The organism is Oceanirhabdus sp. W0125-5 (assembly GCF_027938815.1).
Classification (GTDB): domain Bacteria; phylum Bacillota; class Clostridia; order Clostridiales; family Clostridiaceae; genus Oceanirhabdus.
On the sequence record NZ_CP115913.1, the window covers coordinates 5,428,514 to 5,441,171 of the forward strand.

At 29.0% G+C, this 12,658-nt stretch carries 16 protein-coding genes; 7 read left to right on the forward strand and 9 right to left on the reverse strand.

The window, feature by feature from the left end; all coding sequences use genetic code 11:
- Positions 1 to 40 precede the first annotated feature (40 nt).
- The 3 genes from OW730_RS25235 to serS form a co-directional block, all read right to left on the reverse strand.
- Positions 41 to 544, reverse strand: coding sequence for an RNA polymerase sigma factor (locus OW730_RS25235; protein WP_271226818.1), 504 nt, complete (start codon positions 542 to 544; stop codon positions 41 to 43).
- A gap of 152 nt (positions 545 to 696) precedes the next feature.
- Positions 697 to 1,149 (reverse strand): GNAT family N-acetyltransferase, encoded by a 453-nt coding sequence (locus OW730_RS25240; protein WP_271226819.1) that lies wholly within the window; start codon positions 1,147 to 1,149, stop codon positions 697 to 699.
- Positions 1,150 to 1,302: 153 nt separating this feature from the next.
- A complete protein-coding gene (gene serS / locus OW730_RS25245) occupies positions 1,303 to 2,586 on the reverse strand; it encodes a serine--tRNA ligase (protein WP_271226820.1) in 1,284 nt (427 codons plus the stop codon).
- Positions 2,587 to 3,047: 461 nt separating this feature from the next.
- Between serS and OW730_RS25250 the strand changes: the two genes are divergently transcribed.
- From OW730_RS25250 to OW730_RS25275, 6 genes are all read left to right on the forward strand, one after another.
- The gene (locus OW730_RS25250; RefSeq protein WP_271226821.1) at positions 3,048 to 3,281 is read left to right on the forward strand and encodes an alpha/beta-type small acid-soluble spore protein; all 234 of its coding nucleotides are present in this window, start codon (positions 3,048 to 3,050) and stop codon (positions 3,279 to 3,281) included.
- A gap of 20 nt (positions 3,282 to 3,301) precedes the next feature.
- The gene (locus OW730_RS25255) at positions 3,302 to 3,493 is read left to right on the forward strand and encodes a small, acid-soluble spore protein, H family (protein WP_271226822.1); all 192 of its coding nucleotides are present in this window, start codon (positions 3,302 to 3,304) and stop codon (positions 3,491 to 3,493) included.
- Positions 3,494 to 3,709: 216 nt separating this feature from the next.
- Complete coding sequence (locus tag OW730_RS25260) at positions 3,710 to 3,883, forward strand: small, acid-soluble spore protein, H family (RefSeq protein ID WP_271226823.1); 174 nt, start codon at positions 3,710 to 3,712, stop codon at positions 3,881 to 3,883.
- A 355-nt stretch (positions 3,884 to 4,238) separates the two neighbouring features.
- A complete protein-coding gene (locus OW730_RS25265) occupies positions 4,239 to 5,291 on the forward strand; it encodes a DNA polymerase beta superfamily protein (protein WP_271226824.1) in 1,053 nt (350 codons plus the stop codon).
- Positions 5,292 to 5,567: 276 nt separating this feature from the next.
- Positions 5,568 to 6,179 (forward strand): class I SAM-dependent methyltransferase, encoded by a 612-nt coding sequence (locus OW730_RS25270; RefSeq protein ID WP_271226825.1) that lies wholly within the window; start codon positions 5,568 to 5,570, stop codon positions 6,177 to 6,179.
- 59 nt (positions 6,180 to 6,238) lie between these two features.
- On the forward strand, positions 6,239 to 6,772 hold the full coding sequence (locus OW730_RS25275; RefSeq protein WP_271226826.1) for a GrpB family protein: 534 nt from the start codon (positions 6,239 to 6,241) through the stop codon (positions 6,770 to 6,772).
- A 29-nt stretch (positions 6,773 to 6,801) separates the two neighbouring features.
- Here the strand turns inward: OW730_RS25275 and OW730_RS25280 are convergent, their stop codons facing one another.
- From OW730_RS25280 to OW730_RS25295, 4 genes are all read right to left on the reverse strand, one after another.
- A complete protein-coding gene (locus OW730_RS25280) occupies positions 6,802 to 7,197 on the reverse strand; it encodes a ribosomal maturation YjgA family protein (protein WP_442945390.1) in 396 nt (131 codons plus the stop codon).
- A gap of 5 nt (positions 7,198 to 7,202) precedes the next feature.
- Complete coding sequence (locus OW730_RS25285; protein WP_271226827.1) at positions 7,203 to 8,033, reverse strand: GNAT family N-acetyltransferase; 831 nt, start codon at positions 8,031 to 8,033, stop codon at positions 7,203 to 7,205.
- A 138-nt stretch (positions 8,034 to 8,171) separates the two neighbouring features.
- A complete protein-coding gene (locus tag OW730_RS25290) occupies positions 8,172 to 9,023 on the reverse strand; it encodes a hypothetical protein (protein ID WP_271226828.1) in 852 nt (283 codons plus the stop codon).
- Positions 9,024 to 9,210: 187 nt separating this feature from the next.
- Positions 9,211 to 10,428 (reverse strand): protease complex subunit PrcB family protein, encoded by a 1,218-nt coding sequence (locus OW730_RS25295; RefSeq protein ID WP_271226829.1) that lies wholly within the window; start codon positions 10,426 to 10,428, stop codon positions 9,211 to 9,213.
- 357 nt (positions 10,429 to 10,785) lie between these two features.
- Here OW730_RS25295 and OW730_RS25300 point away from each other — a divergent pair, with 357 nt between their 5' ends.
- Complete coding sequence (locus OW730_RS25300; RefSeq protein ID WP_271226830.1) at positions 10,786 to 11,955, forward strand: hypothetical protein; 1,170 nt, start codon at positions 10,786 to 10,788, stop codon at positions 11,953 to 11,955.
- Positions 11,956 to 12,027: 72 nt separating this feature from the next.
- Here OW730_RS25300 and OW730_RS25305 read toward each other — a convergent pair whose 3' ends face one another.
- Positions 12,028 to 12,312, reverse strand: a complete 285-nt coding sequence (locus tag OW730_RS25305) for a hypothetical protein (RefSeq protein ID WP_271226831.1) — start codon at positions 12,310 to 12,312, stop codon at positions 12,028 to 12,030.
- Positions 12,313 to 12,385: 73 nt separating this feature from the next.
- Positions 12,386 to 12,655 carry a hypothetical protein gene (locus OW730_RS25310; RefSeq protein WP_271226832.1) on the reverse strand — a complete coding sequence of 90 codons (270 nt, stop codon included), beginning with the start codon at positions 12,653 to 12,655 and terminating at the stop codon, positions 12,386 to 12,388.
- Positions 12,656 to 12,658 lie beyond the last annotated feature (3 nt).

Genomic DNA, 12,658 nt, shown 5'->3' on the forward strand with positions numbered 1-12,658 from the left:
TTCCTCTTAATGAATGGAGTCTTGCTTGTCCTTTTAATATTTATATTTCCTTTTGAAGTTCTTGTATTCCCTTATAAGCCTTTGTTTTTACTGTGCTTTCAGGAATCCCTAGTCTTTCTGCAATATCTTTAAACTTATACCCTAAAAGGAATTTCAGGTGAATAATATTTCTATCCAAAGGTTTCATTCTTTTGAGCTTGTCCTTAATTATTATCAATTCTTCCCTATAAATATCCTCATTAAATGCTGGAATCCTCTCTTGAAGCATACCTGTAATCTGCTCTGCCTTTTTTCTGTTTTTTAACTGCAAATTACATTGATTTATCACAATTTTTGTGAACCAAGTCTCAAAATACTCTGGTTTCTTCAACATATGAATATTCTTAAAGGCTATAACTACCCCTTCACACACTGCATCCATTGAATCATCTTCGTTCTTTAAATATTTATAAGCAACTCTATAGGCCTTATGTTTAACATTATTTATTATTATGGAGAAACTTTCTTTATCTCCTTTTTTTGCTTTTTTCACTAATTCAACCATGGTCTCTTCTTCCTCCTTTCACTACTTAGAGAAAAGATTTAATGAAAAAGTTTTAAAATTTTATAATTTTTTCTATATTAATTATAACAAAGACAAACAGGGGACGGTTCATGAATTCTTTTAATAAATTCATGAACCGTCCCCTGTTTGTCCTATTCTATTGTCCATAGATACCTACATTTTTGTTTCTCTCCAGCTTGGTACATCTCATTATCTTCTGGAAGATCCACAATTTCTATTAACTCTGCACCTAGTTTCTCACATGTTCTTCTTGAAGGATAGTTATCCGGATTACATGTTATTGTTACTTTTTCCATCCCATGAGCCATAGCCACCTTACCAATCAATCTACACGCCTTTGATGCGTATGCATTTCCTCTATAATCCTCTTCAATCATATATCCAATATGCCCACCATAAAAAATTCCTTCATTGTCTCCAATTCTTATATCTATTTCCCCAATAGGCTCTACACTATCATTTAAAGTAATTTTATATCTATATGCTGGTACATATTTCTTCTCCGGATTTTCTGGTAACTTCTCATCAATCCTTAATGCAATCTCCCCGTCAGTAATATAATCCATATCTTTAAACTCAAACATTTTTCTTTTCCCCCTTAATTTATTTCTCTGGGGGACGGTTCATTAATTCTTCTAATAAATTCATGAACCGTCCCCAGATTGTCCCTTGGTTGTTCCTTTTACCTAAATCATAATTTTCATGAACCGTCCCCTAGTTGTACTCAGTTTATCTTACTACGGTCTTAAGTACTCCTTATTGATCCACTTTCTTAAAACCTCTGGAACCTTTACGCTTCCATCTTCTTGTTGGAACTGCTCTACTATTGCTGGTATTAATCTGCTTGTTGCAAGTCCAGATGCATTTAGTGTGTGTACAAAGTCCTTCTGCTTTCCATCTTTTTTCTTGAATCTGATGTTACCTCTTCTTGCCTGGTAATCCTTAGAATTAGATGCAGAGCTTACCTCTTTGTATATGTTCATACTTGGTATCCAAACCTCTATATCATATGTAATCGCCATAGTTGAGCTTGCATCCTTTGCAGCTAACTTTACAACTCTATGATGTAATCCTAACTTTTGAACAAGATTCTCTGCTTTCCCTATCAATTCTTCTAGTGCTTCACCTGATTGTTCTGGTGTTGTGAACTGAAACATCTCTACTTTATTGAATTGATGTCCTCTTATCATACCTCTCTCTTCTGCTCTATGACTTCCAGCTTCCAGTCTATAGCATGGAGAATATGCAAAATACTTCTTAGGTAATTCTTCTTCATTAATAATCTCATCTCTATGAATGTTAACTAACGCTGTTTCAGAAGTTGGAAGTATAAATTGCTTATTTTTATTATCCTTTTCTTCATCCTCAACATAATAAACATCCTCATCAAATTTCGGGAACTGTCCAGCTGTAAAACCACATTGATAATTTAAAATATGTGGTGGTAGTACAAACTCATATCCATCCTTAGTGTGTTCTTCTACAAAGAAGTTAAGTAATGCCCACTCTAGTAAAGCACCATCTCCTTTATACAGCCAAAAACCATTTCCTCCAAGTTTAACGCCTCTCTCATAATCTATAAGCTTAAGATCTGTTGCAAGGTCTACGTGATTTTTATTCTGAAAATCAAACTTTGGCATTTGACCCCAAACTCGTAAAACCTCATTGTTTTCTTTTCCACCTGGAAGAACATCATCATCTGGAATATTAGGTAATGTTGCAAGGAAATAATTGATTTTATCTTGAAGTTCTTTAAGCTCTCCATCCATTGCCTTTATATCTTCACCAATCTTTTTCATCTCTTCCTTTAGAGGGGTAACATCTTCTCCACTTTTAGCTAGAGTTGGTATTTCCTTTGACACCTTGTTTCTCTTAGCTTTCAGTTGTTCAACTTCTAAAATTATCTCTTTTCTTCTATCATCCCACTGAAAAAGTTCTGTAAAATCTACTTCATCCATTCTCTTTAATAAAGCTTTTGTTACAGCTTCTGTTTCTTTTCTAATTCTTTTAATATCTAACATCTTTCTACCTCCCAAAATTATTTAAAACAAATAAAGACCTGTCAGTCTTACACCAACAGGTCTTTTATACTCACCCATCGATGCAGCACAAACTGCACTGCATCGATGACAAAATTCAATTGTCATAACACAGCGCTTAGCATGATGAGGAAACTAAATTTTTATTAATATTTTTATTATAATTCAACATATTAATCACCTACGTTATGTTATTTATCAAAAAATCTAAAACTTTAAAATATTTACTCTATTGTATATTAAATCTGTTTATCTTTCAAGAAATTTTTTCAAATTATTTATTAAACACATGTAAATATGCCATTTAACTATATATTATAATACAGTTTTTTCATACTTTATGAATAACTTTATATGCAATCATTTATTGTTTGTATTTAATTTTGATAAAAACACAAACTATAAATGAACAAGCTTTTATTTCTAGAAAGGAGAGATTGAAAGTGACAAATAGACCTGTAGTACCAGGCAAAGAAGGCGAATTAGATAGATTTAAAATGGAAGTCGCTAGAGACCTTCATGTAGATAACCAACTCAAAAATAATAAAAACAATCACCCTTATATGGGAAACATCACCTCTGAAGTAGCTGGCAAGATGACTTATGCTGGAAATGTTGGTGGTGAAATGACTAGAAGAATGATAAAAGCAGCTGAAGAGAAAATGGCTCGTAAATAATAATAAAAGGAGGTATCATTATGCAACCAAAAGAAGTACAACAAATACTAAATGAAAAACCTCATGCTCAAATTTATTATAAAAATACTCCTGTTTTAATAAAAAGCTTTGATAAAGATACTAATAAAGCAGTAATAGAAAATCTACAAACAAAAAATGATGCTGTAGTACATGTTAAAACACTAAATGAAAAATGGGGTCATAAACATTAAAATCAAAAATTAATTTAATAAGTCCAAATTCAAGTACTAAGAGAATGAGCAACAGAATATATTATGTTCTTTAGCAATTCAAAAGCTTAGTCAAAATGAATTGGGCTTTTTAAAATTTATAATCCTATAATATAGTCATAAATTAAATTATCTAATCAAGCACTATCCTCAAAATTTATTAAAAAGTTAGCAATTTTAAGAACGGGAGGTATATATATGCAACCAAAAGAGGTTCAACAAATACTAAATGAAACACCTAATGAACAAGTATTTTATAAGAACAATCCAGTTATAATTACAAATCTAGATATGGAAAGTGGTAAAGTAGTAGTTGAAAACTTAAATACAAAAAAATCTAGTATTGTACACTCAAATACACTAACTAAATAATATGCTCATTAACACTAAACTATTAATAACTAATCGCTAATATATATTTAAGAGATGTTTAAACATCTCTTTTTATTTTAATTAATTTTTAAAGTTCAAATGTAAATTTAGAAATTTCAAGTGAAAACTAGACTTATATAAACTCAAAACTCATAGAATTACTGCGATTTTGAGAATGTATAAATAAGTTTCACTATAGAAACTCTATACTAGTAGCAATATTAATTATAAAAGAATAATTATACAACTTCTACTACTTATGAGTATAGTATTTACAATTTATCTTATTTCAATTATACTGAAATACTTAGTAAATTTAACCTAATACATACTTTTATAGATTGGGGGAACTAAAATGAATTTCTTAAACAGTGCAGAAAAAAAATTTATTGATATATTAAACACCACAGATTATGATTTTTTAAAAACAACTTCATCTCTTGATAATAATATAATCTACTTAACATTATCAGGTAGTTATGCTTATGGAACAAATAATGAATATAGTGATGTTGATATTAGAGGAATTTTTCTAAATACAAAAAATGAATTACTTACAATGGACTGCTCAGATAAACCCTTTGAGCATAGAGAAACAGATACTGTTATATATCCATTTAAACAAATTATAAAACTTCTAACTAACTGCAATCCAAATTGTATTGAACTTCTTGGTACAAAGGATGAGCATGTTTTACTATGCTCTCATGAAGGAAAACTTATAAGAGATAATGCTCACCTTTTCCTTTCAAAACAAGCAATTAATACATTTGGTGGTTATGCTACTGCTCAACTTAGGAGACTTCAAAATGCTCTTGCACGAGATAATTATCCCAAAGCTGAAAAAGAACGTCATATTCTAGGCAGCATTCAAAACCAAATGGTAACATTTAAAGATAGATATAATCAAATTGATAATAACATGAATTTGTATATTGATTATACTAATGGCAAAGATTCAAATGATAAAAACAAAGAAATTCTAATTGATATAAATGTGAAAGGTTATCCTCTTCGTGATTTGAAAGGAATTCTCTCTGAGATGAGTAACGTTGTAAGAGATTATGATAAATTAAGTCATAGGAATAGTAAAAAAGATGCTATTCACCTTAATAAACATGCTATGCATTTAGTTCGCTTACTAATAATGGGGACTGAAATATTACAAGGTAAAGGTATTAATACTTATCGTGAAGAAGATCATTCGCTTTTAATGGATCTTAGAAATGGTACTTATGTATCGAAGAAGAACGGAGTTAAAGATTATAGCGAAATATTTAGTATTGTTGATAAATATGAAAAAGAATTTGACTACGCAAAGAAGGAATGTGTTCTTCCTGACAAACCAGATAGTGATGCTATAAATGAACTTGTAATGAAAATTAATAGACATGTGCTTATGAAGTAATAAATATAACTTACTTGTCCTTCCTTGTTCATCTTATATGCTAAATCAAATAAACAGAGAGAGGAAAAATAAAGATTTATTCTTCCTCTCTCTGTAAGCTTATTATACCATAAAATTCAATTTTTTTTCAATTCTTGTTCTTAGCTAGATTTAATGCTATTCTTTAAGAACACTATTTAATCCGGGGATATGTTGACTATATAATTGAGAAAAAATAGACTACAACATAATAATCATAAGTTCTAATAATACTAAATATGAGGAGTGAGTACAAAAATGCATAATCTTATATATGCTTTTCCATTATATAATTTTTTAAAATATTGTAATTCTAATTCCTCTGAAAAAACTATACTTGATTGTGGTGCTGGTGGATCTAATCCCCCCCTTTCTTTATTTCATGAGTTTGGATATAAAACTTATGGAATTGAAATATCTGAAGAACAATTAAAAAAGGCAAAAATATTTAGTACAGAGCATAACGTAGATTTAAATATAATACATGGTGATATGAAAGATATTCCTTTTAGTAACGAGTTTTTTAGTTTTCTATTTTCTTATAATACATCTGTTCATATGAGAAAAAAGGATTTCTCAATTGCTCTATTAGAGTTTCACCGAGTGTTAAAACATGGGGGACTATGTTATGTGAATTTCTTAAGTGAAGAGTGTGATTCCTATGGACAAGGTGTTCAAGTAGGTGATGGAGAGTTCAAACAAATTGAAAACAATGAAGAAGTTTTTTATATCCATTATAATGAAAATGAAATTGAACAACTCCTTTATAGATTTGAACTTCTATATAAGGAGAAGAGAATAATTAAAAGGAAAATAGATAAAATTGAATATACATCAACTTATTATGATTATATATTGATTAAAAAATAATTATTAAATGGTTATTTTGAATATTCATTTTTATATTTTTAAGGAGGAAGTCTTATATAATGAACGAAGGAAGGCTTGTAAGAATAATGGAAGTTGTTCCATACAATTCAAAATGGAAAGATGATTATATAAATGAGTGTGAGAAAATACAAAGCATAATGGGTGAAGAGATTTTAAACATTCATCACATTGGCAGCACTGCAATATCTGGTATTTACGCTAAGCCAGTGATAGATATTTTAATTGAAGTCAAAAATATTATAAATATTGATAAATACAATGAAGGAATGATTAAATTAGGATATATCCCAAAAGGAGAACATGGAATAAAAAATCGAAGGTTTTTCCTAAAAGGAGAATATAATCGAACCCATCATGTTCATATTTTTGAAACAGAAAACCCAGAAATAAAAAGACATCTAGATTTTAGAGATTATATGATTGCACATCCAGAAGATGCAAAGTGCTATGAAGAGTTAAAAAAAGAGTTATCTATAAAATTTAGATATGATAATAATGGATATTGTGAAGGTAAGAATGCATTTATAAACAAAATTGATAAAAAAGCAAAAGAATGGTCAGAAACAAGATAGCTACCAAAAGTCATAAAAACAGCAAGTATTTATATACCTGCTGTTTTATTTTTATAAATATAATATTCACCACATACCCCAATCACTATTCCAGTAATATAACAAGTAATATCACTCCATAAAAATCCGTATCCTAATACTAGGCCTCCTATTCTTGTTCCTCTTATAGAATCTATAAATTCTCCATGATATAGCTGTGATATCTCTATGGACACTGAAAAAATAATAGCATAACAGGCAATACTCAAGATTCCTTTATCTTTAAATATAAATCCCATTATTAAAAACACCATTAGAGCCCATAAAGTATCTCCTGAATACTTACTTATGAATTCTGGCAGCATATAACCTAATTTCCTAGAGGCTAGTCCTAAAATAATAACTAATATTATAAGAACTAAGTATACTAATCTATTTCTCTTCATAACTATTACTCCTTGCTGAATTTATTATTCCCTCTGAATCTTCCTATTCCCCATTTTCCAATCTCTTTAAATCCAATTTTTCTATATATTTTACCTGCATTTTGATTAACATAATAAAGACATAACCTTCTATCTTCTTGGATTAATTCATCACATAACTTTTCTACACATAATGAAGCGTATCCTTTTTTACGATAATCAAGGTGGGTCATTACACTTGTTATCATAGCCGATTGAGAATTCTCTGCTGATGTTTGAGCAAATGCAACCATCTTTCCATTTTCTCTTATACAGTAGGCTCTTGCTGTCCTATTAGATATTCCTTTTCTTAATATCTTACCGAAATTACCACTACCTTGCATAAATTCAGGTATTGATTCTCTAAGCTGAACCACCTCTTCAATCATATCACATGTTATCTTCTCAAGTTTGTCCAACTCACTGTTGATTTTACCATTTAGTTCTTGAGTTTTCTTTTTCCTCATAGTAGCAAAATAATGCCCCTCATATTCCTGAATTTGCAATCCTGCTTTACTTAGCTCTTGAATGAATCTTTCTTTCCCAGTTATCATACCTAATTCACTATTATTAAGAACATCTACAAAACCTTCAATATCCCAACACTCACTCTTAGTATAGATAGTATAAATATTAAAAAACTTAACCATTATTCCTTTAATATTATCTTCCTCATCTATATCTCCGTAATATGTTAGATATTCTTCTTCAAAACCTTGATTTTCAATGTTACTTATTATAAATAGGTTATATTCTTTCTCATCAGTTACATAATCCAGTATCTTCTTTTCATAGTCTTGATTAAGTATTTTAATCATATTTCCTCCAAGTTTATCACTATTTTTGATAGAAATTATTCTTGAACACCTCTTGGAAATTATAACATGTTTTATTGCCAATATAAGCTTTACTTAATTTTTTTATTTATAATAAAGGAGGGTTGATAGCTTACGCTATCAACCCTTGCTATTTTTATATTTCATATGTTTATTTATTTCATAGTAGTCAGATGAAGTAATCATATCATATACACAATCAAGTGAATTTCCTTTTATGTTGTATTCAATAAGAAACTCCCCACATTGAATTGTAAAGTCCATAAATTCTTTAACTCCCCCATCTTCCCCTTGTTCAGAGTATGAGACTTTTCTAAGCAAGAGAACTTCTTCAGTCAACTCATCCCACTGGAAGATTGGATAATTCATAGTGTAATATAATTCGTCAGGAATTGTAGATGCATGAGGAATTGGATACTTAGTGATATCATATTTTTCTCTCTCACTTACTTTTACCATTCTATTTTGATAATCATCTCTAAATACTCTCACTCTCATATCAATATAGGAATATCCAGACTGATATCCAACACATAATACCTCATGAGGAGTATTAATATTATTTAAGGATGCTGATCTAAAAGAGTATCCCTTAAGTATGTTATTAGGTAAAAGCATTCCGTAGTCTGATAATGAGTAAGCTTCTTGCTTTGATAATTCCTTAAAACTATCTTTCTTTAAAACTTTTTCACTGCATACCTCTGATTCAACATCCTCGCCTTGTGATTTTTCATTATCTACTACCTTATTTTTAGATATTTGATCATCATTAGTATTGTTATTCTTGTCTTTGGAATACTTATTGCTATCAGTAATTCTGCCAGTATTATTATTCAATCCTATCCCTAAAATCTCATTTTTAGTAACATTCATCTTTAGTAGTGATATAGATATGACTGCTACAGTAAGTACAAAACAAACGGTAATCACCCATTTTTTATAACTATACTGCTTTGTCCGTTTAGACTTCATCTAACTCACCCCTTTTATTCTCACTCTTACTCACTTAACTATAAATTATACTATCATTCTTCATTTTATAAATAAAGTACAATATGTAATTTTTTTCATATATTAAGCCTTAAAAGAGAGTTGATACATTAATCTATCAACCCTCCCTGTTTAGATATCATTAATTTACTCTTTAATACCTATTTAACTATCTGAATAATCCATTCAAAAATTCAATTACTACTTTTATAACTTTCAATCTTTCATCTGCTGATTTAGCTGATTTTATCATTTCTTCAATTTCACCAAGTGTAGTTGTTTTATCAATCTTCTTATCAGAATCTTGAACTTTTTTTACAGTTCCTTCAACTACTACGTAGTAATCACCATACTGTGATTTTTCTCCTTTAAAATCTATAATATTACCCACCTTGATATTTTCATATCCTTTTATCTTAGCATCTAATATACTGCAGAATACATCTATAGATTTTCCTTCTTTAGTCTTAATAGTAAAGAATCTGCTCTCTCCAGCTAGTTCTGGATTTTTTTCGCTATTATCAACTTTAATAATTGTTCCTTCAATTTCAACTAATTTTTTCTGTTCTTCTTTTTGATCTACTTTAACCTGTTTAATTTTTGAGTCTTTGCTTATTCTAGCAATTGCAAATGGATAATCAAGGTTTCTTGTTAATTTTCCTCGCTCTGTCTGAAAATGATTATAGTTTACATAAAGAGTATCACCATCAGCATGTATTCCATTAAAGATCATGCTGTGCTGACTACCACCTGATCTTCCATTAGCAATCATAACATAATCATACTCTTTATCTTCTTGGTATAAATATACACCTTTTTCTTGTATGTTCTTGCTTATCCAAGCTTTGATTCCTTCATCCTTAATATTTTCATTCTTTATAATAGTTAAATCAACAGATTGATTTTCCCCTTTAACATGATTAATTTTCATATCTTTGCTGATTTTAACGATAGTAAATGGATAAGCAATATTCATTGTCATTACATCCCCATGTGGTTGATTATGATGATATTCAACATAAAGAGTATTTCCTTTAGTGTACATATCTGTTACTACCATCTCATGGCCACTTCCACTAGCCATTCCATTAGCAACCATAACATAATTATAGTCTTTATCTTCCGTATATAAAGATACCCCTTCCTTATCTATGTTGCTTGCTATCCATTTATTCATTTTTTCATCTTTAATATCCTTTTGATCTACAACTTCAAAATCAACCTTTTTTTCACTATTCTCTTTACCTAATAAATTAATTTTAAGATTTTGTGTATGCATAACTTTAACATTCTCTTTCTTACCATTCTCTTGTGCAAATGCAGTACTTGCTCCACTTACTAATAATGTTGCTGCCATAACTAATGATAATATTCTTTTTCTATTCATTATTTTCACCTCGTATAATTTTCTATTGTATGACTATGAAATTTTTATTTACTAAATCTTTATCCTAGGATCAATCTCTTATATATCAGCGCTTATTTCCTTTTTCACTATTTAATACGACGTTATTTTGGAAAAGTTATCATCATTTAGATTATTTTTTGACAAAATGAAAACAAGCTAGGGACGGTTCATTAATTTTTTTAATAAATTAATGAACCGTCCCCTAATTTACCTATTTATCCTATTTAATTATACATTAATCATTGTAATAAACTTTCAAATTTATTACAATTATAGTTAGTGTTTTGTAAATACCAATATTTATAATTATTGTTAATTTAGAAAGGAAGATAACATATGAATAAAAAAATTGTTTTTGCCCTTAAAAATAACATTGGATTAATTAATAACAATTCATGTGAAATATTTGATAGTTTATATATAAAAAATTACAAAGAAAAAAGAGAAGAAATCAGAAAAAAAAATGAATGGAAACATACTGGTCAAGGTGCAATGTTTAGAGGCGACTATCACCCTTCTGTAGAAAATATTGAGGATAATCATAATGGATCTATGATAAATGGTATTACTTTTATTGATGATGGTAATAAAATAATCTATACCGCATCTATAGAACAATCTTGTGGTATTTTAATAAAAGATATAAATGATTGTACAGGTAAAGAAAGTTATATAATGCATGGAACTGATACACACTTTTATAATATTGATTATAATGCTGAACTAAATAAGGTTGTAGTTTCAGTACAAAATAATTGTATAGAACATAACATTGCTATCTTAAATAAAGAAACTTCTGACTATCAAATTATTACAGAAGGAGATACTTTAGATGATAATCCTGTGTGGGGAAAAATAAATAAGAATGCTATATATTATGACTCAACTGGAATTGCTCGTAATAACGATAACATAGTAGTTAACTATGCCCCAAAAGTTATAAACAAGTTGGATATTAAGACTGGAACGTTAGAGGAAATAATATCTGTTCCTAATTGTGATTGTTTTTTACCCAAAATTGATGATGAAGATAATATTTATTTCTTAAAAAAACCTTATGACTTACAAAAAAATAATACTTCAATAATAGATTTTTTACTTATTCCTTATAAGCTATTAAAAGGTGTCTATCATTTTTTAAATTTTTTCACAATGAAGTATACTGGAGAGTCATTTACTTCTAAAGGAAATAATCCTGCTAAAATAAGAAATGTTGATGAAAAGACAATATTCATAAACGGCAATTTGATTAATGCTGAAAAATCATTAAAAGCAAATAAATCAAAAGGTATGAAATATCCAGGTATCGCTCCTCAATCATGGGAATTAATGAAGTTAAACAAAAATGGTGAGATTAGATCAATAAAAAAAGGTGTTATAGATTTCAATCTAGATAGTGATGGAACTATCATATACTCTAACGGAAAATATTTAATACTACTAAAAAATGATGGTTCTGAAGAAGTAGTTCATAAATGTGATTTAGCACATAAAGTAACAATTTAAAATTAGTAAGTACAAGCAGGGGACGGTTCATGAATTCTTTTAATAAATTCATGAACCGTCCCCTGCTTGTACTTAATTGACTTTCCTCTGTAATAAAACTAAAAAGTACAATGTTGCAAATAAAATTGCAACTGAACCCATAAATATTAAAGTTATACCTATCAATCTAAATATAAACTTATTCCATTTAATAGATGTAGGTTTAGCATAAAATGGACTAGGATATTTTTCTATATGCTTTAATGATTTTTCATACCAATACTCAGCTACAGATTCTAAATTACATAATATAAATATCCCTAAAGGCACAAACAATGCATATACTACACTTATTAAACTTGGTTCCATTATTTCCATTTACTATTCCCCCTAGTATTATGTAATAAATTCATGAACCGTCCCCTGCTTGACCTTACTTGTTCTGCTCATACTAAACTGATTCCCCTATAAATCCATAACCACATATAACATAGTATTTTTCAACTAGCTGCTCACTAACATCCTCTATAGAATGTATACTTTTGTTCATAAGCACTTTAAAATCTTCAAGTTCACTCTTAAGGTTGTCCATTCCAATCATTTCAACCTTTTGAATTAACTTCTCAAGCTCTTTTTTATCTGTTTCTCTTACTGTATTAAGTCCGTATATTGCAAGTCCAATAAGGAAACTATTTAGTTCGCTCAGTATATCCTTCACCATAAA

What these genes read in the sequence shown, in the direction of transcription:
- OW730_RS25285 (WP_271226827.1), bottom strand. Translation starts at nt 8,033, where the DNA reads ATGATTAAAATACTTAATCAAGACTATGAAAAGAAGATACTGGATTAT.
- OW730_RS25295 (WP_271226829.1), bottom strand. Translation starts at nt 10,428, where the DNA reads ATGAATAGAAAAAGAATATTATCATTAGTTATGGCAGCAACATTATTA.
- OW730_RS25305 (WP_271226831.1), bottom strand. Translation starts at nt 12,312, where the DNA reads ATGGAAATAATGGAACCAAGTTTAATAAGTGTAGTATATGCATTGTTT.
- OW730_RS25290 (WP_271226828.1), bottom strand. Translation starts at nt 9,023, where the DNA reads ATGAAGTCTAAACGGACAAAGCAGTATAGTTATAAAAAATGGGTGATT.
- OW730_RS25235 (WP_271226818.1), bottom strand. Translation starts at nt 544, where the DNA reads ATGGTTGAATTAGTGAAAAAAGCAAAAAAAGGAGATAAAGAAAGTTTC.
- OW730_RS25240 (WP_271226819.1), bottom strand. Translation starts at nt 1,149, where the DNA reads ATGTTTGAGTTTAAAGATATGGATTATATTACTGACGGGGAGATTGCA.
- OW730_RS25270 (WP_271226825.1), top strand. Translation starts at nt 5,568, where the DNA reads ATGCATAATCTTATATATGCTTTTCCATTATATAATTTTTTAAAATAT.
- OW730_RS25280 (WP_442945390.1), bottom strand. Translation starts at nt 7,197, where the DNA reads ATGAAGAGAAATAGATTAGTATACTTAGTTCTTATAATATTAGTTATT.
- OW730_RS25310 (WP_271226832.1), bottom strand. Translation starts at nt 12,655, where the DNA reads ATGGTGAAGGATATACTGAGCGAACTAAATAGTTTCCTTATTGGACTT.
- OW730_RS25265 (WP_271226824.1), top strand. Translation starts at nt 4,239, where the DNA reads ATGAATTTCTTAAACAGTGCAGAAAAAAAATTTATTGATATATTAAAC.
- OW730_RS25255 (WP_271226822.1), top strand. Translation starts at nt 3,302, where the DNA reads ATGCAACCAAAAGAAGTACAACAAATACTAAATGAAAAACCTCATGCT.
- OW730_RS25260 (WP_271226823.1), top strand. Translation starts at nt 3,710, where the DNA reads ATGCAACCAAAAGAGGTTCAACAAATACTAAATGAAACACCTAATGAA.
- OW730_RS25300 (WP_271226830.1), top strand. Translation starts at nt 10,786, where the DNA reads ATGAATAAAAAAATTGTTTTTGCCCTTAAAAATAACATTGGATTAATT.
- OW730_RS25275 (WP_271226826.1), top strand. Translation starts at nt 6,239, where the DNA reads ATGAACGAAGGAAGGCTTGTAAGAATAATGGAAGTTGTTCCATACAAT.
- serS (WP_271226820.1), bottom strand. Translation starts at nt 2,586, where the DNA reads ATGTTAGATATTAAAAGAATTAGAAAAGAAACAGAAGCTGTAACAAAA.